Source organism: Enhygromyxa salina (genome assembly GCF_002994615.1).
Lineage (GTDB): Bacteria > Myxococcota_A > Polyangia > Nannocystales > Nannocystaceae > Plesiocystis > Plesiocystis salina_A.
Genome location: NZ_PVNK01000119.1, coordinates 1 through 21,337 on the forward strand (window position 1 = coordinate 1; position 21,337 = coordinate 21,337).

Sequence of the window (21,337 nt, forward strand, 5' to 3'; positions counted from 1 at the left end):
CGGGGAGACCGGCGGCGACACGAGCCCCGCCGATGACGACGGCGCGAAGGGGTGCGCGATCGAGGCGCCCGGTCACGGTGGGCTGGTCGGGTTGTTGCTGTTTGGCTTGCTCGGGCTTCGGCGTCGCCGGTTTTAGGCGCAGCTCCGCGAGCCCGGCCAGCATCGAAGGTGGCGGCGACCAAGATCGACGCTGGAATCGCAGCGCTGCCGTTGGCGCGAGCGAAGCTTCGACGTGCTCGGCGAGGCACAAATTTTCGGCCGGGCGACCCGAGGGCTCGCGCTCGTTCTCCGATCTTGGCGCGGAGTAGGTTCGGATCGTCGCCACGCAGGCCCGAAACATTCTCAAACCATCATGGGTGCTGCTCGTCGAGCGCTCTGTTTCGCTCCGCCCGACTTCGACCACTGGAGCTCCATGGCAAAATTTCGGGCAAACCATCATGAGCGCTGGTCGTCGAGCTTGCGAGTTGGGTCGAGGGCAGTCTGGATCGTGGACGCGCAGGCCCCTTCGCGGGGGCGAGGGAACTCGAGCGCTGGTCGAGCAGCGCTCGAGTTGGGTCGGACGGAACTTGGAGCCTCGACGAGCAGACCCCTTCGTAAGCACGAGGGAACTCGAGCGCTGGTCGAGCAGCGCTCGAGTTGGGTCGAGGGGAAGTTGGAGGCTCGAGGCGCAGACCCCTTCGTAAGGGCGAGGGAAGTCGAGCGCTGGTCGAGCAGCGCTCGAGTTGGGTCGGACGGAACTTGGAGCCTCGACGAGCAGCCAGCTGCGCGAGGGCGAGGGAACCTGATCGCTGGCCGAGCAGCGCTCGAGTTGGGTCGGACGGAACTTGGACGCTGAAATCGCGCATATTGCGCAGCCCCAGGGTAACTCGATCGCTGGTCGAGCAGCGCTCGGGTTGGTCTGGCGGAAATTGGACGCTGCGAACGCGTGCAGGGCGCAACCCCAGGGCAAGCCGAGCCGCTGCTCGTCGAGCCCTCGGGTTACTCCGAGCGAACCGCGAGGCTTGAAACGCGTGCAGAGCGCCGCCTCGCGCGGGCCGAAGGGCTGGTCGTCGAGCCCCTGGCTTGGTTTGGCCGAGGTTGAGGGCCTGAAACGCATGTGGCGCGCAGGTCCGAGGCAACCAGGGCGTTGCTCGTCGAGCGCTCGAGTTGGCTGGCACCAACTCGAGCGCTGCTCGACCAGCATTCGAGTTGGCCTGAACGGCCGTAGAACGCTGTTTGGCTCTGGAGCGCGGGTGCTCGGCAGTCGACGGGGACCGCGTGTCCGGCGGCGACATCAGCCGGGGGCGACCTCGGTCGCGGGTTCGCCCGCGACGCCGGAGCGCGTAGGCGCGGTCCCGGCCACGGAGTTCACGTGCTCGATCTGAGCTGCGCGCGTTTGATCGAGCGCCCGATCAGTTGCCCTCGACGGAAATTCCGGCGTGAGACGACACGATGCGTTGCACCCCGGGCTGCTAGCCCTGATCGGTGGGGCCGCGTTCAGAGACCGTTCGGTCCTCGAAGAGTGCAGGGCCCCGTGTCTCCCACGCTGCTCGGAGGAGGGCATGGGCCTCGAAGCGCGTCAGTTGTTCGTCCAGCCACGCGCGGGTCGCTCCAGCCCGACCGGCACAGAGCCACAGCGCGCGGTGGGAAAGCCAGTCGCTCGAGCGGGCAGCTAGCTCCTGAAATTCGGAGAGCGGAAGCTCTGCCGCGAGCATGTGGGCGAGTGTCGGGGTCATGGCGGGCTGCTCGCTCAATGCCCTGGCGAGCAGCTCGCGTAGGCGCGGGACCGTTTGCATTGGCGCGGCTGGCCAGGCCCCGAGGAGCTTAGCTTGCGCCCAGGTCTGACCGACCCACGGGCCCTCTAGTACCTCCGACAGCTCGCTCTCGAGGTTTTCGCGAAAGCGCTCGTCGTATCGCGCGAGCCTGGCGATGTGTTCGGCGGCGTGCGGCATCCACCGCGCGGCCTTCACCCATCCGGGCCGGTCCAGCAGTTCGGGGTGACGCTTGAGCCGGGTCACGAGGAAATTCACGTCTCGCACCCTCGCCGCCCAGGGAGCCGCGAGGACCTCTGTGCAGAGCTGGGTGAAGGTGGCGGCTTCACTTTCGGTGAGCTCCCGCAGTTCTTTCAGCTCGTCCGATGCAGCCCCGAGGCGCAGGTCTGTGAATACAGGAGTCCCTGGGCCGCCGATGTGGGTCTTCGCCGCTGAGAGCCGCAAGCCGAGTTCGCCAAGGGCGTCTTCGAGCGCGCGCAGGCCCTCGAGGATCGTCTCGAGCTCCGGCCCGTACAGGGCGTAGTCGTCCACCCAGCGCGCCCACTGGAGGTTGGGAATTGCGTCAAGCGTCTTGTCCGCTGTGATTAGTAAAGCGTTGGCCAACACGAAGGAGGGCAGGCACCGCTGCGGGAGCGCGCCTCGACTGCTGCGGCCACGCCACCCACGCAGCAGCGAGAGCAGCCGAGAGTTACCCGCGTAGCCGTCTGTGCTGGCGAGCAGTTCGTCGATCTGCTCGAGGCTCACGGAGGCGAAGAACGAGGCGATGTCGGTGCGGCAGGAGTAGCCCTCCGTGCCCCAGCCCTCTTGTCGGGTTCGCCAGGCGCGCGATGCGCTCACCTTGTCGACGTACTGCCGAGGCCCACGTAGGCGCGAGTCCATGTGGTAGCCAAAGACATGTGTGGACAGCCGCGCGTGCAGGGTCTTCGCACGCGCGTCCACGAGCACCTGGTAGGTGAGGCGATCCAGGGGATGCAGGACCACCGCAGGGCGGCGCCCGACGAGCCCCTTGGGGACATTGAGGGGGATCGCAGGGGCAACCCGGCTGTCACGTAGGTGCTGGTCGAGTAGTGCGGGATCGGACTCGAGTACCGCGAGCTCTTTCCAGGACCAGGGGTCGGGGAGGGGGTCTCGGCGGGCGTCGTGTCGCAGGTGGCGGAGCGATTGATCGACCTGTGTCTTCGACACCGCCTCGGCGTCCTCCGCTCGCCAGCGCATCGCATGCTGGACGTCAATCCAGGTCAATGGGATGCCGCGTTCGTTGAGCCGGCGGAACACCTCCTCGACCTGGGCCTTGTCGCCACGGACGATGGTGAGCGGCAGCCTGTAGTCTCGCAGCCCCCTGGCGACTCGGTTGGCGGCATCGATGCGTGCGCGTCGGCGCGGCTCCGGGAGCCGGCGTAGGTGCTCGAGTAGCTCCGCCGTGTCGAGGATGAGGTGCAGCGGGAGCAGCGACTGGTCCCTCGGCCTCGCCTTGACGAAGTGCTCGGCATCCAGGTCGAAGGCGACGTCGAAGGGGGGCCGGGGATTGGCTGTGAGCGCGCCCGTAATTGAGCGCAGGCGCTGCTGCCCGTCGACCACGTACCAGGCATCGGAGCGCGCAGGCTGCTCGGAGCGCGCCGCGTCGAGCCGCTCCATTGCGCGCTCCGTGGATCGCTCCCAGAAGATCAGGCTGCCGATCGGGTAGCCCTTGAACATGCTGTCGAGCAAGGCGATCACGTCCTCTCGTTGCCAGACGAACATGCGCTGGAAGGAGGGCGTACGCAGACGACCCGTGCGCAGTTCGTGGAGCAGGTCCTCGACCAGCACCGTGCGCACTTCGGGGGGCAGGCGAGAGCTCAGAGCCATCGTTCCAGCTCGTCGAGAAGGTCTGTGAGGTGGTCGAGGGCTTCGACGTCGAGCTCGGCCTTACCGTCGCTTAGTTCAGACAGTAGCCCACGCAGCCACCGCTTGCACCGTGTGGAGCCCCAGCGGTGGATGGTCGACTCGGGCTCTTGCTCGGCGAAGAAGGTGTCCAAAGGAGTGACCCAGCGTGCTTCGGCGGGTTGACGTTCAAGCGCCCGCGCGCCGCGTATGAGCTGCCTCGAGGCGCGCCCCTGGAGCGTCGCGGACTCGTGGATGGAGGAGAGCGGGAGATGGTTCTCGGCCTCGCGGCGCCGGAGCACGTGGCAGGGGATCCCCTCATTTTTGCACAGAACCCGGATTTCCTCGGCCTTCTTGGAGATGGGTCCCTCCCAGGTGTCTCGATCCGAATCGATCAAGACGAAGAGCCTCTCCAGGGGGTGCGAGCGGCACAGCCGCGGGGGGATCTCGCCGGTTCCGCCTCGTCCGTTCACCCGGAGCCACTCCTTTGCTCGACTCATCGCTGCGAGCACGACCTCTCGGTCCAGGCCCCGGGCCCCGGCGACCACCAGCTCCCCGTCGATGTCGTTCTCGGTGATCAGGAGCAGCGGCTCGTGGAGCCAGTCTTGCGCGCGCTCTGGCGGCACAGTGAACACGCAGTGCTCGCTCGGACCGGGGGCGAGCGCGACCTCTGCGTGGGGGAAGAGCGGTCGCGCTCCGGGCGGAACAGTCCGATCGTGGGAGTCGCGCTCGGCGAGCGCGCGATCCAGCGCCTCTTCGAGCCGTCGCCGGAAGCCCCCTCGAGTTCCCTCGATGAGCAGCGCTCGTACGCGTTCAACGAGGGCGTCCGCGATCGCTAGCACATGGCGTCCATTCCCGGTGGCCTGGAGCAGCGCGACGACAAGCTCGCTGGCATCCTCTCGCGCGAGCACGCCCGGATCGTCGAGGTGGACCCTCAAGCGACGCCTTCCCCTTTGTTGAGCGCGCGGCGGATTCGCCGGAACTCCGCGGTGGGCTCGGCGAACACACCTCGGGGCCACCAGTCGGGGGTGCCAGCCTCGTCAAGCCAGATGCGTCGCAGCGTGCTGCCCCTTTGCCCGGGCTCGACGAAGTACACTGCCACGTCATCTTTCGAAGCCTGGCCCTCCGCGACCAGCGCGCGCGCGCGCAGCAGCAGGGCGTCGGAGTGCGACTCGACCAGCAGGGGGGGACTCTCAGCGAGGAGCGCTCGGCTCAGCAAGAGCTCGCCGATGTCGCCGTGCAAGCCCGGGTGCAGGTGCAACTCGGGGTGCTCGATGATCAGCAGCGGAGCCGGCTGTTCACCAGGATCGACGAAGAGCGCTGCGAGCACCGGCAGCAGCTGCCGGAACCCGGAGCCGACCTGAGATGGGTGCAGCTCTGCCGTGGTGTTGCGCGGGCGGACGAAGCACTCGAGCTGGCCGTTGGCGAGGCGCACCTCCAGGTCGAGTCCCATGTGCCGCCCGAGCCAAGTCGTGAGGGCGTCGAGGCCCTCGCGCCCCCGCGGGGTGCGTTGGGCGTGGTGCAGCCAAGCCAGCGAGCCCGAGCCCTCAGGCTCGAGACGATCGGGCGGCGCGTCGTCAGCCTGGCCCGCGTGGATCGTGCGCTCGTCTGAGAGCCAGGCGATGCGCTCCCCGAGCTCACACAGCGCCTCGTGGCGGCAAATCGCGTCGCGGACCTCGGCCCATGCGGGACCGTCGAAGGCCTCATCGCCAACGCTGGCTTCCACGATCTGCTGGGCGCCGTCCTCGGCCTCGAAGGCCGCAAGCCGCACCGAGCACTCCCCGACGCGCACACCGACCACCAGCCCTGTGAGGCGCTGGTCGAAGGCGCAGTCCCGGAGCGAGCGACCGAAGGGCCGCCCGCGCGGGCTGAGGTCGAAAGGGCGGCGCGCTCGGGTCGAAAAGCCGCTCGTCGCAAACACGGGGGCGCGCACCAGGGCACTCTTCCCCGCGTTGTTGCGGCCGAGGACGATTGTGAGTGGAGCGAGATCCAGCTCCACTGGTGCGTCGAAGGCCTTGTAGCTCTCGAGGCTGAACTGCGTGATCGACCCGGGCACGGCGCCCAGTCTAGATCGGGAGCGTCAGGAACACGACTGGTCGGGTTGTCAGCGGGAAGGTTGCTGAGAGCGCGCTGGAGTTGACCTGCCTGGCGTGGTCAGCCACCACCGGAGATCTCGCTGAGCCTCCCGCAGCACACCCCGCCCCATGCAGAGTTTGCGCAGCGTGTCGAGCGTGGGGGAGAGCGAGCCCTGCTCCAGTTGGCGGATCGTGATCTGCTCGCGGGGCGCCGTCGGATCGCACAGGGTGTACCCGTTCTCGGTCAGCCCGGGGACGGTCTGGTTGGTGGCCAGCTCTCCTCGAGCAGGACAGCCGTGCTGTTGTCAGTCCACAACGGCACAATTGTTCGCGCTCACGCAAGTCCACGACCTGCACAGGTCCGATGGTCCGAGCCTGTATGGTGTCGGCAATGGCTCAGCATCCCCGGCGGCGGTTCTTGTCCATGTGCGTCGGCGGCACGACGACCTTGCTGTTCGGGTGCGCCGACGCGCCGGGAGCCGACGAGGGCGAGGGCACGGGCGACGGAGCTCCCACGACCGGCGGCGGCGACGAGTGCCCCGATCCCTTCGCCGACGGCGTGATGCTCGGAGTCCTCGACGGCTTCGTCGGCGAGGCCCAGGCCGCGGTCGGGGAGTTTCAGGGCCAGGGCCTCGACGGCCGCCTCGCCCTCGATCTCGGGACCCTCGAGGCCGACGGCCTGATCATCGACAACGCCGACTTCTTCATCCGCACGGCGCTGCCCGATCAGCTCGACCTCGAGCAGCCGTGGACGATCAACATCTCGGGCCTCGTCGACGCGCCGCTCGAGCTGAGCCTCGCCGAGCTCGCGGCCATGGTCCAGACCTCGCGGGTCGTGCTGCTCGAGTGCTCGGGCAACGGCAGCAACCGCGCGTTCGGGCTGATCTCGGCGGCCGAGTGGTCGGGGGTGCTGGTGGCCGACATCCTCGAATTGGTCTCGATCCAGGCCGAGGCGACCGCGGTGCTGATCGCGGGCTTCGACGAGCACTCGCAGCCCTCGAGCCAGTCGACGCCGGGGTGCAGCTGGGTGTTTCGCTTCGACGAGCTCGCCGCGGCTGGGGCGATGCTCGTGACTCACATGAACGGCGAGCCGCTGCCGCCGGATCACGGCCAGCCCCTGCGCCTGATCATCCCGGGCTGGTACGGCTGCTGCAACGTCAAGTGGGTCGACTCGATCCGCCTGGTCGACGACAGCGAGCCGGCGACCTCGCAGATGCTGGAGTTCGCAACCCGGACCCACCAGACCGCGGCCCACGCCCTCGCGGCCGACTACAGCGCCGCGATCATGCAGCAGGCGGCGATGCCCGTGCGCGTGGAGCAGTGGGAGGTCGGGGGCCAGATCCTCTACAAGATCGTCGGCATCATGTGGGGCGGGACCGAGCTGACCGACGCGCTGGCGATCCGCTTTGACGGCGACGAGCCGATCCCCGTCGAGGTCTGCGCGCCGCACGTGACCAACGACACCTGGACGCTGTGGTCCTACGCGTGGCAGCCCGAGGCGCCCGGCGAGTACGAGATCACCATGGCGATCGACGATCCCGCGATCCCCACCAATCGGCTCGACTCGGGCTTCTATGCCCGGCGGGTGCGGATCGAGGAGATCTGAGGGCGACCGCCTGCTAGCAGCCCGGGGTGCTACAGTCCGCGGATGTCCGCCCTTACCCTGCTGACCCTCGCCACGCTCGCCGCCGAGATCCCCGTCAACCCCAGCGACGACTTCAAGTCCATCGTCGCCAACGCGGCGCCCGGCGACGAGATCATCTTCTCGGCCGGCGACTACGAGACCGAGGGCTATTGGGGCGTCGAGCTCCAGGGCACCGCCGACGCGCCGATTGTGATCCGCGCGGCCGAGGGCGAGGTGGTGACCATCATCGGGGTCCCCAACCAAAACACGATCGACATCTCGGGCAGCTACTACACCTTCGCAGGCTTCGAGATCATCGACGGGTCGCACGGCGTGCGGGTTGGGACCTCGAGCCACGCGACCTTCGAGGATCTGCACATTCACGGCACCGCTGACGTAGGGATATCGTGCAATCGACCGGACAACAGCTACGACAACCTGTTGATCCGCCGGACCCACATTCACAACACCAGCGGCACGGGCGAGTGCATGTACCTCGGCTGCAACAACGGCGCGTGCACGGTGTCGAATTCGGTCATCGAGCTCAATTGGTGTCACGACACGACCAACTCGAGCCAGGGCGACGGGATCGAGCTCAAGACCGGATCCTACGGCAACGTCATCCGCCACAACGTGATCCACGACGTCAAGTACCCGGGCATCACGATGTACGGGACCCAGGGCGAGGCGCCGAACCTCGTCGAGGGCAACCTGATCTGGAACGTGGTCGACAACGGCATCCAGACCGTCGGCGACGTCGAGGTCCGCAACAACGTGGTGTTCTCGGTCGGCGGCAACGGGATTCACGCCAAGCCCAGCCAGGACGAGGTCCCGAGCGGTTTGACGGTGGTCCACAACACCGTGGTCGGAGCCGGGGCGGCCTGCCTGCGCGGGAACGACTGGCCCGCGGGCAACGGCAACCTCGTGGCCGGCAACGCGCTGTATTGCCCGGGCGGGACCGCGGTCAAGCTGGTCAACACCCCCGACGCGACGTGGATCGACAACGGCGTCAACGGGGTCCTCGACGGTCTCGGCGAGGGGACCTTCGATCTCGGTGACCCCGCGGCCGAGCTCGAGGATCCGGATGGGTACAACGCGTACCCGCTGCCAGGCTCGGCGATGATCGACGCGGGCAGCGAGGCCTGGGCCGAGGTCGACTTCAACTGCGAGCCGCGCGACGGGCAGCCGGATGTCGGTGCGTACGAGTTCATCTCGCCGGGGAACGGCGGGTGGATCCCGGTCGAGGGCTTCAAGGAGCTCGACTGCGCGGGCGGTGACGGAGACGGAGACGGAGACGGCGACGGCGACGGCGACGGGGACGGGGACGGCGAGCCCGGTGACGGGGACGGGGATCCTGGCGACGGAGACGGCGACGCGGGCGATGGGGATGGCGACGGTGAGTCCGGGGACGGGACCGGCGGTGACGGTCTGGATGCGGGCGAGACCGGGGCCGCGGCCGACGAGGGCAGCGCGGGCGAGGGCTGCTCGTGCAGCTCGACTGGGGGCGGCGGCGGTCTCGGAGCGCTCGGGCTCGGGCTGCTGGTCCTCCTCGGCAGGCGCCGACGGGCTGCTAGCAGCCAGCGGTAGGTTTGTAGACCCCGCGGCCGGCGGCTCGGACTCGTTGATGAGGCTGTGTCGTGGCCGCTGGGGTCCGCGCGTGGCCACAGGAGACCCTTTTTGCGCGCTGCTCTTTGCGGTGGGTAACCCCGAACCGGGTAACCCCACTTCGAAGCGCTGGGCGCCATCCGCCCTGTGCGCCAAGGTCCCGGCCTCGGTTGAATTCCAGCTGTCGAGGACGGGCGCGGCCAGAGTAAAAAGCGCTCGCGCCCGATCCTCGCTTGGGTAATCCTGGCTCGGCGTGGGCGACGGCGAGATCATCGAACCCCTGCTGCTGGTCTCCGGGGCGATCCTCGCGGCGACCTTGATCTCCAAGGTCGCTCGCCGCTTGCGCGTGCCGGGGGCGGTCGGCTTCTTGCTGGTCGGACTGGCCCTGCGCGCGCTCGACTCGCAGCTCGACTGGGTCTCGGACGACTCGGCGTCCCTGCTCGCGCTGCTCGGCGAGCTCGGAGTCGCGGCCTTGCTGTTTCGTGTCGGGCTCGAGAGCAAGCTCGACAAGCTGCTCGAGCAGCTGCCACGCGCGTCGCTCGTGTGGGCGGCCAATGTCAGCGTCTCGGGGGCCCTGGGCTTCGCCGCCGCGTGGTCGTGCGGGCTCGGGGCGCTGCCGAGCACCTTCGTGGCCGTGGCCTTCTCTGCGACCAGCATCGGGCTCTCGGTCGCGGTCTGGCAGGAGCTCGGCAAGCTCGACACCCCCCTGGGCGCGCTGCTGGTCGACGTGGCCGAGCTCGACGACCTCTCGGCGATCGTCCTGACCTCGATGCTGGTCCTGGCCGCGCCCGCGATCCATGCGGGCACCGTCGAGCCGGCCGCGCTCGCTGAGGCGATCGGCTGGATCGTGCTGCAGCTGGTCGGCTTCGGGGCCGCCTGCTACCTGTTTTCGCGCTACCTCGAGGAGCGCCTGACCCGGCTCTTCGCCCACGACGAGGGCGATCGCAGCGCGTCCGTGGTGCTCTTCTTGGTCGGGACCGGCCTGGCGGTCGCCGCGATCGCTGGCGCCCTCGGCCTGTCCGTGGCGATCGGGGCGCTGTTCGCTGGCTTGATGTTCTCGCGCGACCCCGAGGCGATCCGCGCCGAGCACAGCTTCGAGCCGATCCACGCCCTGTTTGTGCCCTTCTTCTTCCTCGACATTGGCTTTGGGGTCGATCTCGAGCACATCGGCAGCGCCCTGGGGCTGGGCGCCGTCTTGTTGGTGCCCGCGGTGCTCGGGAAGGTTGGGGGCGTGATGCTGCCCTTCGTCCCCCGCGAGGGCTGGCGCGTCGGCGTGTTGATGGGCGTGAGCATGGTTCCCCGGGCCGAGATCGCCCTGGTCGTCGCCCGCCTCGGCAACCGCCTCGGCGAGTGGGCGGTGTCCGATCGGCTCTACGGGGCGCTGGTGGTGGTCTGCGCGGCCACGGCGATCTTCGCTCCGGTCGTGTTGCAGCGGATGTTCCTCGCCTGGCCCGACGCGGCCCGGGCTGAGGCCGAGGCCGAGGCCGAGGCCGAGCGTGGCTGAGGGGTAGCGAGCTCGAGCTGGGCTCACTCGTGCTCCTCGAGCCCCTCGTGGATGCCCTCGAGCCCCTCGAAGAGCTCGGGGAACACCTTGACGACCTGAACGAGCGCGTACACGAGGACTCCATGGTGGACGCCGATCCCCTCCTCGAAGGACGTAACGGTCTCCGCTCCCGAGGTCACCAACAGCGCCAACCCGGCGAACAGGTTCATGTAGGGGCTGGTGGAGATCCGGTGGATCGCGGCGAGCATACTCGCCAGTATGCCGGACTTTGGCGCCCGGTCTGGCCATTCAGGCCACTCAGGCCATGCCGGTCTCGGCCAGGGCCTCCATCACGATGTTGCGCCCGGTGATCGCCGAGACCGTCAGGTAGCCGGAGAACAGCGCGGCACCGATCCCGGCGGTGACGACGTCTTGCCCGGTCAGGTAGAGCTTGTCCACGGGCGAGCGCGGGCGCAGAAACTTGGCCTCGAAGCGGCCAGGATCGTGGCTGAGGCCGTAGATCTCCCCGTGCTGGTAGGCGGTGAAGTGCTTGGTGCTCAGCGGGGTCGAGAGCTCGTGGTAGGCGACGGCCTCGCGGGTCTGAGGCTCGAAGCGATAGAGCTGGTCGAGCAGGCGCTCGGACAGCGCGGCCTTGCGGGCCTCGTAGTCCTCGCCGCGCTTCTTCCACGGCTGTTGCTCCCACCTGGCGAAGCGCTCCCACGGCGCGAGGGTGATGATCTCGATCGTGCTCTTGCCCGGGTGGCGGCGCTCGAAGTCGGGATCCTTGGCGGCCGGGAACGAGATGTAGGTGACCGGGAGCGGCGCGGACTCGTCCTTGGTGAAGCGCTCGACGTTGAGGTCGTGGTCGTACTCGTCGGGGTAGATCCAGTAGTTGGCCTTGGGCAGCTCGAGCTCGGCGGCGGTCTTGTTCAGGCCGATGTAGAGGCTCAGGTGCGAGGCCGAGGGCTCGATGCGATCGAGCGCAGCGCTGAAGCCGACGCGCGCGCGGGCCTCGGCCGGGAGCAGCCGGCCGTAGGTGTTGAGCGCGCCCGCGTTGCTGATGACCAGGCCTGCGCGCAGGACTCGGCCGTCGTCGAGCTTGACGCCGACGGCCTCGCCAGCTTCGACGACGATCTCGTCGACGGGCGCGTTGGTCAGCAACATGCCGCCGCCAGCTTCGATCTTGGGCGCGATCGTCTCGGCGAAGCGGGCCGAGCCGCCGATCGGATAGTTGCCCCCAAAGAAGTAGTGCTTGGCGACCGAGGCGTGCATCGCGAAGGCGCTGCGCTTGGGCGGGAGCCCGTAGTCGCCGTATTGCCCGGTCAGCACGCCGATCAGCTTGGTGTTGTCGGTGATGCCGCGCAGGACCTCCCAGGTCGTCTTGCGCGTGTGGGCCAGGTAGGCCCGACGCATGAAGGGCGCGGCCAGGAACCCGGTGACGCCCGAGAGGGCCTTCTCGGCGTAGAAGCTGCGCGCGGCCTTGGACGCGGCGAACACCGCGTCGACGTACTCGTCGATCGCCCGGCCGTCGGCGGCGTCGGGGAAGTGCTCGCGGAGGCCGGCCTTGAACTGCTTGACGCCGGTTCGAAACGGGTACTCGTGCTCGCCGAAGATGATCCGGTCGTAGACCTCGCCCATGCCCTCCCACTTCAGCTCGCTGTCGGTGATGTGGTTGAAGAGCTGGCCGAGCACGCTGCGCTCGCGGTGGACCTCGCCGACGTAGTGGACGCCGACGTCCCACTCGTAGCCCTTGCGCTTGAAGGTGTGGGTGAAGCCACCGATCACGTAGTGGCGCTCGAGCACGAGCACGCGCTTGCCCATGTTGGCCAGGAGCGCGGCGCTCGCAAGGCCGCCGAGGCCCGAGCCGATCACGATCGCGTCCCAGGACTCGTCGACGTCGCTCTGTTTATAGGATCGTCCGACCTTGGTCACGGGGCGCTATACCGCCGGGAGCCCCGCGCGGCCAGGGCTTGCGCGCGGCTGCCTGCTTGGCCGACCATGAGCCGTGCGCCGCTGGTCCGTCTTCACGCTCGCGCTCGCGGCCTGCAGCGCCGGGCAGGGCGAGGGTGGCGCGACCAGCGTGACCCTGGGCAACACGACGGCCACGACCAAGGCCGACACCACCGCTTCGGGCTCGGACTCGGGCTCGGACTCGGGCAGCGGCGAGACCGTCGGGCCCAAGCTCGACATGCCGGGCGACGAGACCGAGGGCACGACCGGGGAGCCGGGCGGCGAGTGTGGCGACATCGTCGCGACGATCCGCGACTTTCGTCAGGACCACCCGGACTTCCAGGCCTTCAGCGCCGACGTGGCCACGCCCGGTCTGGTCGAGCCTGAGCTCGGGCCCGATCAAAAGCCGGTGTTCAGCGGGCTGGTCGTGGACCCGCCTCAGATGACGAGCGCTGATAATTTCAATCAGTGGTACAACGACGTTGATGGTGTGAATCAGCTCTTTACGGTCGAGCTCCCGCTGACGCCCGAGGGCGAGGAGCTGCGGGTGTTCGACGATCAGACCTTCTTCCCGATCGACGGGATGGGCTGGGGCGACGAGGGCCTGACCGACGGACGGGGCGCGCCGCACAATTTTTTGTTCACGACCGAGATCCACACCACCTTCGTGTACGAGCCCGGCCAGAGCTTCACCTTCATCGGCGACGACGATCTGTGGCTCTTCGTCGACGGGCAGCTGGCGATCGATCTCGGCGGGCTCCACCCGGCGCAGGCGGGCACCGTCAACCTCGATGAGCTCGGGCTCAGGCCTGGCGCGATGGTGCCGATGGACATCTTCCACGCCGAGCGTCGCTCGACGGACTCGACCTTCCGGATCGAGACGACGATCGCCTGCTTCACGCCGGTCGAGTGACGCCCTTGCGGCGTCGGCGTGGGCGCGTGATGCTGGGCGGGTGAAGGCGGTCGCCCTTTTCAGTCCCGAGTTCGCGGTCCTGCCCTCGCTGCGGACCTACGTCGGGGAGCTTGGCGTGCGCGCGGCCGATCTGCTCGCGGCGGCCAGCGAGCTCGAGGTCCCGCTCGTGGGTGTCGGGATCTTGCATGCGAGCGCGCCCGTGCTCACCGAGATCGGCGAGGACGGACACCGAGAGGTCGTCGAGCATCGCAACGATCCCGAGGCCTCGGGGCTCGAGCGGGTGACCGGGCCCGACGGCGCGCCGCTCTCAGTCACGATCACGCTCGGCGAGCGCGAGCTCGAGCTCGGCGCGTGGGAGCTCGGGGTCGGGCGGAGCCGGCTGATCTTGCTCGACACCAACTTCGACCACCAAGGCGAGGCCGAGCGCGAGCTCACCGGTCGCTTGCAGCCCTCGGGCACGCCCGCGCGAGCCGAGCAGGACGAGCTCCTGCGCCGGGGCGGCGAGGCCACGCTGGCGGCGATGGGGATCACGCCGAGCGCCGTCCACCTCGCGGATGACCCGGGGATCGGCGCGGGGGTTCACCTGCCCTCGTGGACCTCGGCCGACGTCGTCGAGGTCCTCGGGGTCGCGGCGGGGGAGGGCGCGCGGATCCGTGGGCGCGACTTCGCCGAGCGCGTCGAGCAGGTCAAGATCCGGGCGCTGTGGAATCTCCGCGCCCGGGCCCGCGAGGGGATGGTCGAGCGGCTCTACGCCCGGGGGCTGTCGGCGGCCGACTCCGACGCGCTGTGGATCGGCTGCGCCGGGCGCTTCGGCGTCGGCACCCGGGCGGACCTACTGTTCGGGGATCTGGCCCGGCTCGAGCGCCTCCTCGATGATCCCCTCAACCCCGTGCGTTTGGTCTTCACGGGCGACGCCGCGGCCGACGACGAGCGCGGGCAGGCGCAGCTGGCGAAGCTCGCGGAGCTGTCCCGCGACGCTCGCTTCGAGGGCCGGATCGTGTTCGCGCCCGACCCGGGGCTCGAGCTGTGGCACACCCTGGTCGAGGGCGTCGATCTGTGGCTCAGCACGCCGACTCGCGGGGCCAACGCGGGCGGGACCTTTGGCGTCCGGGCGGCGGCCAACGGGGCGCTCAACGTCTCGGTCGCGGATGGGTGGTGGGCGGCGGTCGCGGCCAAAGACCAGGCCGACGAGGGCAGCTGCGCGAGGGGCTGGACGATCGGGGGCCCGCGCGAGTTCGACGAGCAGGCCGCCCAAGACAGCTTCGACGCGCGCATGCTCTTCGAGCTGCTCGAGCGCGAGATCGTGCCGATGTTCTATGACTGGAACAGCGAGGCGATCCCGCTGGCTTGGGTCGAGCGGGTTCGGGCCTCGATGCGCACGATCCCCGCCGAGTTCGACGCCGAGCGGGCGGTCCGGGCTGGCTTCAGTCTTTAGCGGCGAAGGTCGCCCGGAGCAGCGCCTCTTTGGTCACGACCCCGTGCACGCGGCCGCGCTCGACGACCGGGAGGATCGTCAGGTGTTGCTCGACCATCATCGTCGCGAGCTCGGACATCGGCGTCGACGGCTCGACGACGACCGGCTCGTCGCTCATGATCTCCGAGACCTGGGTGCCCGAGATCTTGTCGAGCTCGTCGCGGAGCTTTGCGGGGGACTCGAGCGGGATTGCGAAGTCCATGAAGCTGAGGATCGCGGGGAGGTGGACGCGCTTTTCCTGAAACACCAGGTCCATGGTCGTGACCACGCCGACGAGCTCGCCGTCATGGATCACGCAGGCGCCGTCGCGGTGCTCACGCAACAGCAGCCCCACGAGCTCGCGGACCGACAGCTCGGGGGTCACGCTCAGGGCCTCGACCATGATGTCTCGGGCTTGCATGACCCGAGCATGGCGACGGGCGCCGTCCAACTCAATGGTCTGCTGCCGGCAAATCCTGGGCGGGCTCGGACACGGGGTTGACGTGGACCGAGACCTCGTGGACGCGGGCGGAGGCCTCGGTCACGGCGCGCTCGACCTCGTGGGCGATCGCGTGGCCCTCGTGGACCTCGATCGTGCCGTCGACGCTGATCTCGAGGTCGGCCCGGAGGTGGGTGCCGAGGGGGTGGACGCGGACGTCGTCGACGCTGCGGACCCCCGGGACGCGCGCGGCGATCCCGACGATCTCGGCCGCGAGCCCCGGGTCCGACACGCGATCCATGAGCACGTCGAGGCCCTCGCGGGCGCTGCGGAGGCCGTGCCACGCGATGATCACGCCGATGATCACGGCCGCGGCCGGCTCGAGCCAGCGCAGGCCGAGGATCGCCGCGATGATCGCGATCATGACCAGCGCGCTGGTCAGCACGTCTGCGGCGTTGTCGCGGGAGATCGCGACGAGGATCGGGCTGTCGAGCTCCCGGCCGCGGCGCCCGGTGACGCGCGCGAGGCCGACCTTGATCGCCACGCTCACGAGCTCGACCGCGACCGCGGCGAGCCCGAGCGCGTCGGGGCCGACGGTGCTCTGACCGTGGAGCGCCGTCCACCCGAGCCCGATCCCTGCCGTCACGACCACGAGCCCGACGCCCACGGTCGTCAGCGCCTCGATGTTGCCGTGGCCGTAGTGGTGATCGCTGTCGCGCGGCCGCGAGGCGAGGCGCCAGCCGACCCAGGCGCCGAGGTTCATGGCCACGTCGCTGAGGCCGTGGACCCCGTCGGCGAGCAAGGCCCGCGAGCCCGCGAGCGCGCCGACGCCGAGCTTGACCGCGGCGAGCCCGGCGTTGCTGAGGATCCCGAGCCAGTGGGTCCGGGCGATGATCTCCTGGCGCTCGGGTTGCATCGGAGAGCTCGAGTCTAGCAGCCCGGGGTGCAACGCCTCGCGCCGCCTCGCTTGGCCTCTTCGCCGAGGGCTTTGTCGCCAAGACCTGCAGTACGCCCGGTACGGCGGCGTTTTGGCTTCGCGCCCTCGGCGAAAATTCCGGCGCGAGGCGACACGATGCATTGCACCAAGGGCTGCTAGGTCATCGGGGGGGGCGGGACCGGTCGGCAGCATTTGCGCGCACGCGCGGGCCGGGGCTAGGATCGCCGCGTGCGTCGCTCGCTCTCGCTTTGTGTGTGGGTCTTGTTGGTCTCGAGCGCCTGCGGGGGGGACGACGTCAGCGAGGACAGCCATGGCTACGAGACGGCGACCGGTGAGGTTCCGACGAGCGGCTTCGAGGGCGACGGCGACGGCGACGGCGATGGGGACGGGGACGGTGACCCCGGAGACGGCGACGGGGACCCCGGAGACGGGGATGGCGACCCCGGGGATGGGGACGGCGACGGGGACGGCGACGGGGACGGCGACGGTGACGGCGACGGAGATGGGGACGGCGACGGCGACGGCGACCCGCTCGGCGAGCGCCCGGTCATCTACCAGCTCGTCGTGCGTCACTTCGGCAACGGCAACCAGACCCGGGCGGTCGACGGATCGCTGGCCGAGAACGGCGTCGGCAAATTCAACCACATCGACGATCTAGCGATCGAGGAGCTCGTCGGCCTCGGCGCGACCCACGTGTGGCTGACGGGGGTCCTGCGCCAGGCCACGCTGACCGACTACGACGGCTACGGCATGCCCGCCGACGACCCCGACATCGTCAAGGGCCGCGCGGGCTCGTTCTACGCGGTCCGCGACTACTACGACGTGAGCCCCGACTACGCGATGGACCCGACCATGCGGATGCAGGAGTTCGACGCGCTCGTCGATCGCCTCCACGCCGCGCAGGTCCGGGTGCTGATCGACTTCGTGCCCAACCATGTCGCGCGCAGCTACGCGTCGGTCGTCGAGCCCGACACGGACTTCGGCCTGAGCGACGATCAGAGCGCGTTCTTCGATCCGGGCAACAACTTCTTCTATCTGCCGGGCGAGAGCCTGAGCCTGTCCAAGCCGCCAGGGTGGAACCCGCCGGGCTTCAGCTTCGACGGGGTGTTCGAGCCCGAGGACGGGGCGCCGGGCAACACGCCCAAGGTCACGGGCAACAACCAGAGCTCGGCCTCGCCGGCCGATACCGACTGGTACGAGACGGTCAAGCTCAACTGGGGCTTCGACTTCACCAACGCGGTCGGCGACTACGATCCGATGCCGGACACCTGGGCCAAGATGGACGCGATCTTGGCCTACTGGCAGGACCACGGCGTCGACGGCTTCCGCTGCGACTTCGCCCACTTCGTGCCCAACGAGGCCTGGACCTGGCTGATCGACCAGGCGCGGATGCGCGACCCCGAGGTCTACTTCATCGCCGAGGCCTACGAGGATCTCGACGGCCTGTTGGCCGCGGGCTTCGACGCCGTCTATCACGACGCGTCCTACGACGAGCTCAAGCGCCTCTACCAGGGCAACGCGAGCCAGGACTCCTACGCGAGCGTGATGTTCGGCCTCGACGACGACGCGCGGCCCCGCTACGCGCAGTATCTCGAGAACCACGACGAGCGCCGCATCGCCTCGCCGATCGTCGGGGGCCCCAACCCCGACGACTCGGGCTTCGGATCCAAGGAGGCCGGCTACCAGCTCGCGCCGCTGGCCTACCTCTACGGCAACGGGCCGGTGTTGGTCTACAACGGCCAGGAGGTCGGCGAGACCGGGGCCGGGGTCGAGGGCTTCGGCCAGGACGACGGGCGGACCTCGATCTTCGACTACTGGTCGCTCGAGGAGCTCTCGAAGTGGCGCAACGGCGGGGCCTACGACGGCGGCGGGCTCGCGCCCGATCAGGTCGCGCTGCGGGGCTTTTACGCCGATCTGCTCGCCCTGACCCAGGATCCTTCGGCGCTCGGAGCGGCCTATTGGGGGCTCGAGTACTTCAACAACCCGGGCATGTTCATGGACTGCCCCGACGGCTTCTACAGCTTCGCGCGCTTCGAGCCGGGGACCGGGCGGGTGATGGTCGTGGTCGCCAACTTCACGCCCGGTGCGAGCGCGGCCGGGCCCGTGCGGCTGCCGCAGGAGCTGCTCGACGCGGCCGGGCTCGCGGGCGAGGTGGTCGCGCGCAAGGTCTTGGATCGGAGCGGGGCCGTCGACGTGATGGTCACGAGCGTCGACGCGGCCCAGCTGGCCAGCGAGGGCTTCATGGCCGAGGTCGAGGATCAGGCGGCGCAGGTGTTCGTGATCGAGTGAGCGCCGCTGGCCGTGCTCGCGGGTCGCGCTCGGCGGGCAGGGGCGTCGGGGCGCCGAGGGCCGCCCGTGACAGCCGCAGCTCCGGCGACGACAGGGCGATCCGCGCGTCGTGGATGGATGCCCGGACTTCGACGCCGCAGCCAGGCCGGGCGTTGCGATATCGTGGGGCCGATCGATCCGTGCGAGCCCCGAGCCTCAGGTCCATATCCTTCGCGCTGCTGACCGTGCTCGGCGGCGCTCAGGTTGGCGCGTGCGAGGGGCCCCCGGCGTCCGAGCGAGCGCCAGCGCCCCGGGCCGGTCCCAAGGGCGTCGTCGACCTCGACGGTGGCGCGCGCGATCCTCTGGCCCCAGACGGTCGCGCGGACGTGCTGATCTTCGTGCGCACCGACTGCCCGATCTCCAACCGCTACGCGCCCAAGCTCGGGCGCGTGGCCGCCCGCTTCGCCGCCGCGCCCGTCGATCTGTGGCTGGTCTACGTCGATCCCGACGAGACGCCGGCGATGATCCGAGCCCACCTGAGCGACTACGCGCTGCCGGGCACCGCGCTGCGGGATCCCGCCCAGTCCTTGGTCGCGCGCGCGGGCGTCGAGGTCACGCCGAGCGCCGCGGTGTTCGACGCCGAGGGCGTGCGCCGCTACCGGGGCCGGATCGACGACTGGTACGTCGACTACGGCAAGGCCCGAGCCAAGCCGAGCACCGACGAGCTCGTCGACGCCCTCGACGCGGTGCTCGCCGGGCGGGCGCCCGCGCGCGCCCAGACCGAGGCCGTCGGCTGCCCGATCCCGCCGCTGCCGGGCGCGGTGGCCTCGCCGGATCAGGCGGGGGTGTGGCGTGGGCGCCGTGGTGCGCTATGAGTCCGCAGTGAGCCCCGGACTGGACCCCGCAGGTGCTTCGCCGTGGGCCCGGGTCCGCGCCGTGGGCCTCGTGGTCGCGGTCGCCCTCGGGCTCGGCGCGTGCAAGCACGGGCCGACCCCGGCCGAGCTTCGCGGTGCCCAGTACGTCATCCGCAAGGTCGAGTTCGAGGGCGTCGAGCGCTTCGACGAGGGCGAGCTCCACGAGTACATGGAGCTGCGGCCGCGCGAGTGGCTGCCGCCCCAGCGCCACTGGTTTTACGAGGGCCTGATCCCGGTCGACGCCGAGCGCCTCGTCGAGCTGTACCACGCCCACGGCTACTACGAGGCCGAGGTCGTCGATGTTCGGGTCGAGTACATCGACCGCAAGCGCCGCGACAAGGTCGAGCTGACCTTCGTGATCGACGAGGGTCCGGTCACCCGGGTCGAGGCGGTCGAGGTCCGCTGGCCCGAGGGGCCCCCGCCGGGTCCCTCGCGGGCGCAGCGGAGCCAGGTGTTCGCGCCCGCGCCCTCGATCGAGATCGCAGACATCGAGGAGCAGGTCTCGCTCGCGGTCGGCGATCCCTTCGAGATCCCGGCGATGAAGGCCTCAGCGGCGGCGCTGCGCGACCACCTGCTCCGGGCCGGGCACCCCTACGCCCGGGTCGAGGAGCGGGCCCGGGTCGATCGTGAGGCCCGGACCAGCCGCGTGGAATTTGTCGTCCGACCGGGCCCCTTCATGCGGATCGGCGCGATCGAGATCACCGGGCTCGAGACCGTGCCCGAGCGTCCGATCAAGGTCGAGCTCGAGCGGACGATCGGCAAGCCCTACTCGCCGGGCCTGGTCGAGGGCGTCGAGCAGCGGACCTACGGGATCGGGGTGTTCTCGACGGTCTCGATCACCGAGGAGCCCGAAGACCGCGAGGACGCCGAGCTCGACGCCGAGCAGACCGGGGCGATGGCGCTGGAGGTCGCGGTCCGGGAGGCCGACCCGCACCGGATCCGGCTCGGGCTTGGCCTCGGGTTCGAGCCCAACCGCTGGGACCAGCGGCTCAGCGCCCGCTACAGCCACGACAACCTGTTCCGCGCGCTCTACCGCCTGCGCCTGACCGCGCGGGCCGGCTACGCCGAGCTGCCCAACTTGATCCGGCCTCAGGCCCACGGACCGGTCGCCGAGCTCGCGCTCTACACCGAGAAGAAGGGCCTGCTCGAGAAGTACCTGGTCTGGACGCTCGAGCCCAAGGCCGAGGTCGGCATCGAGCAGGGCTACCAGTTCTGGTCGACCCAGCACCGCTTCGGGCTGTCGCGCTTCTTTACTCGGTGGTTTCAGCTCGAGCTCAGCCACACGCTGCGCTACGTCAATTTCTTCTCGGTCTCGCCGACCCTCGGGACCCAGCAGACCTTCTTGGGCCTCGACTTTCGCGACCCCTACGTCATCAGCTACGTCGGCGTCGGGGCCACGGTGTTCGCCGTCGATCGGATCACCTCGCCCAACCACGGCGTGGTGCTCGGGGTCGACTATCGGGTCGCCGGGGGGCCCTTCGGGGGCCACTACGACTTTCAGGAGGTGTCTCCGGTCGTGCGCTTCTACTGGCGACCGATCGAGCGCCTCCAGCTGGCCGGCCGGGCCCGGGTCGGGATGATCTTCCCCTTCGGCGATCAGCCTGGCGCGCCGATCGACCTGCGCCGCTACCTCGGCGGGACCGACACGGTCCGCGGCTGGGGCCTGCGCCGGCTGGCGCCGCGCGTCGACAACTGTGAGCCCGGCGAGGACTACCGTGACGGCAGCTGCGAATCGATCCCGGTCGGCGGCAACTCCTCGGTCCTCGCCAACATCGAGCTCCGGGTCCGGGCCTGGAAGCAGCTGTGGGTCGCGGGCTTCGTCGACGGCGGCGACGTCCAGGCCGAGGTCCTGCGCTTCGTGCCCGCGCAGTGGAATTACAGCGCGGGCGGCGGGCTGCGCTACGACAGCCCGATCGGCAAGTTCAGGCTCGACGTCGGGGTCCGCCTCAACGACACGCTGCTGTCGGAGGGCGAGCCGAGCTGGGCCCTGCACTTTGGACTGGGGGAGAGCTTTTGAGCGCGGCGGCGCGGGCGAGGCGGCGCCGATGGGCCCGGCGGCTGGGCC

16 protein-coding genes are annotated in these 21,337 nt (G+C 69.7%); 9 read left to right on the top strand and 7 right to left on the bottom strand.

Annotated features, from left to right (window positions below; translation table 11 throughout):
* Positions 1-136, top strand: a 136-nt coding sequence (locus ENSA5_RS39740; RefSeq protein ID WP_373422437.1) for an MYXO-CTERM sorting domain-containing protein, incomplete at its 5' end; no start/stop codon positions are given.
* A gap of 1,315 nt (positions 137-1,451) precedes the next feature.
* Here the strand turns inward: ENSA5_RS39740 and ENSA5_RS11680 are convergent.
* Genes ENSA5_RS11680 through ENSA5_RS11695 form a run of 3 tightly spaced genes read right to left on the bottom strand, consistent with a single transcriptional unit; the run spans position 1,452 to position 5,667 of the window.
* Positions 1,452-3,566: a GmrSD restriction endonuclease domain-containing protein gene (locus ENSA5_RS11680; protein WP_181197655.1), complete on the bottom strand. Its 2,115-nt coding sequence runs from the start codon at positions 3,564-3,566 to the stop codon at positions 1,452-1,454.
* Positions 3,567-3,586: 20 nt separating this feature from the next.
* Positions 3,587-4,522: a hypothetical protein gene (locus tag ENSA5_RS11685; protein WP_181197656.1), complete on the bottom strand. Its 936-nt coding sequence runs from the start codon at positions 4,520-4,522 to the stop codon at positions 3,587-3,589.
* 23 nt (positions 4,523-4,545) lie between these two features.
* Positions 4,546-5,667, bottom strand: a complete 1,122-nt coding sequence (locus ENSA5_RS11695) for an AAA family ATPase (RefSeq protein WP_106391727.1) — start codon at positions 5,665-5,667, stop codon at positions 4,546-4,548.
* Between the two features lie 410 nt (positions 5,668-6,077).
* Between ENSA5_RS11695 and ENSA5_RS11700 the strand changes: the two genes are divergently transcribed.
* The 3 genes from ENSA5_RS11700 to ENSA5_RS11710 all read left to right on the top strand — a co-directional run bounded on the left by ENSA5_RS11700 (position 6,078) and on the right by ENSA5_RS11710 (position 10,419).
* Complete coding sequence (locus ENSA5_RS11700; protein ID WP_146155590.1) at positions 6,078-7,292, top strand: molybdopterin-dependent oxidoreductase; 1,215 nt, start codon at positions 6,078-6,080, stop codon at positions 7,290-7,292.
* A 42-nt stretch (positions 7,293-7,334) separates the two neighbouring features.
* Positions 7,335-8,897 carry a right-handed parallel beta-helix repeat-containing protein gene (locus tag ENSA5_RS11705; RefSeq protein ID WP_106391729.1) on the top strand — a complete coding sequence of 521 codons (1,563 nt, stop codon included), beginning with the start codon at positions 7,335-7,337 and terminating at the stop codon, positions 8,895-8,897.
* Positions 8,898-9,168: 271 nt separating this feature from the next.
* A complete protein-coding gene (locus tag ENSA5_RS11710) occupies positions 9,169-10,419 on the top strand; it encodes a cation:proton antiporter (protein WP_106391730.1) in 1,251 nt (416 codons plus the stop codon).
* Between the two features lie 23 nt (positions 10,420-10,442).
* Here ENSA5_RS11710 and ENSA5_RS11715 read toward each other — a convergent pair whose 3' ends face one another.
* On the bottom strand, positions 10,443-10,667 hold the full coding sequence (locus tag ENSA5_RS11715; RefSeq protein ID WP_106391731.1) for a hypothetical protein: 225 nt from the start codon (positions 10,665-10,667) through the stop codon (positions 10,443-10,445).
* Positions 10,668-10,716: 49 nt separating this feature from the next.
* Positions 10,717-12,330: a phytoene desaturase family protein gene (locus tag ENSA5_RS11720; protein WP_106391732.1), complete on the bottom strand. Its 1,614-nt coding sequence runs from the start codon at positions 12,328-12,330 to the stop codon at positions 10,717-10,719.
* Between the two features lie 73 nt (positions 12,331-12,403).
* On the opposite strand from ENSA5_RS11720, the gene ENSA5_RS11725 reads away from it, so the two are divergent.
* Both ENSA5_RS11725 and glgP read left to right on the top strand, forming a co-directional pair.
* A complete protein-coding gene (locus tag ENSA5_RS11725; RefSeq protein ID WP_106391733.1) occupies positions 12,404-13,261 on the top strand; it encodes a fibro-slime domain-containing protein in 858 nt (285 codons plus the stop codon).
* 40 nt (positions 13,262-13,301) lie between these two features.
* Positions 13,302-14,696 (top strand): alpha-glucan family phosphorylase, encoded by a 1,395-nt coding sequence (gene glgP, locus ENSA5_RS11730; RefSeq protein ID WP_181197657.1) that lies wholly within the window; start codon positions 13,302-13,304, stop codon positions 14,694-14,696.
* Here the strand turns inward: glgP and ENSA5_RS11735 are convergent.
* Both ENSA5_RS11735 and ENSA5_RS11740 read right to left on the bottom strand, forming a co-directional pair.
* Positions 14,686-15,135 (bottom strand): CBS domain-containing protein, encoded by a 450-nt coding sequence (locus ENSA5_RS11735; protein WP_106391735.1) that lies wholly within the window; start codon positions 15,133-15,135, stop codon positions 14,686-14,688. The two genes, glgP and ENSA5_RS11735, sit on opposite strands and share 11 nt — an antisense overlap.
* Positions 15,136-15,166: 31 nt before the next feature.
* Positions 15,167-16,069: a cation diffusion facilitator family transporter gene (locus ENSA5_RS11740; protein ID WP_181197658.1), complete on the bottom strand. Its 903-nt coding sequence runs from the start codon at positions 16,067-16,069 to the stop codon at positions 15,167-15,169.
* Positions 16,070-16,318: 249 nt separating this feature from the next.
* Here ENSA5_RS11740 and ENSA5_RS11745 point away from each other — a divergent pair, with 249 nt between their 5' ends.
* The 3 genes from ENSA5_RS11745 to ENSA5_RS11755 all read left to right on the top strand — a co-directional run bounded on the left by ENSA5_RS11745 (position 16,319) and on the right by ENSA5_RS11755 (position 21,289).
* Positions 16,319-18,379, top strand: a complete 2,061-nt coding sequence (locus ENSA5_RS11745) for an alpha-amylase family glycosyl hydrolase (RefSeq protein ID WP_146155591.1) — start codon at positions 16,319-16,321, stop codon at positions 18,377-18,379.
* Positions 18,380-18,558: 179 nt separating this feature from the next.
* The gene (locus ENSA5_RS11750) at positions 18,559-19,233 is read left to right on the top strand and encodes a redoxin family protein (RefSeq protein ID WP_146155592.1); all 675 of its coding nucleotides are present in this window, start codon (positions 18,559-18,561) and stop codon (positions 19,231-19,233) included.
* Positions 19,234-19,240: 7 nt separating this feature from the next.
* Positions 19,241-21,289, top strand: coding sequence for a BamA/OMP85 family outer membrane protein (locus ENSA5_RS11755; protein WP_146155593.1), 2,049 nt, complete (start codon positions 19,241-19,243; stop codon positions 21,287-21,289).
* The last annotated feature ends 48 nt before the right edge of the window (positions 21,290-21,337 follow it).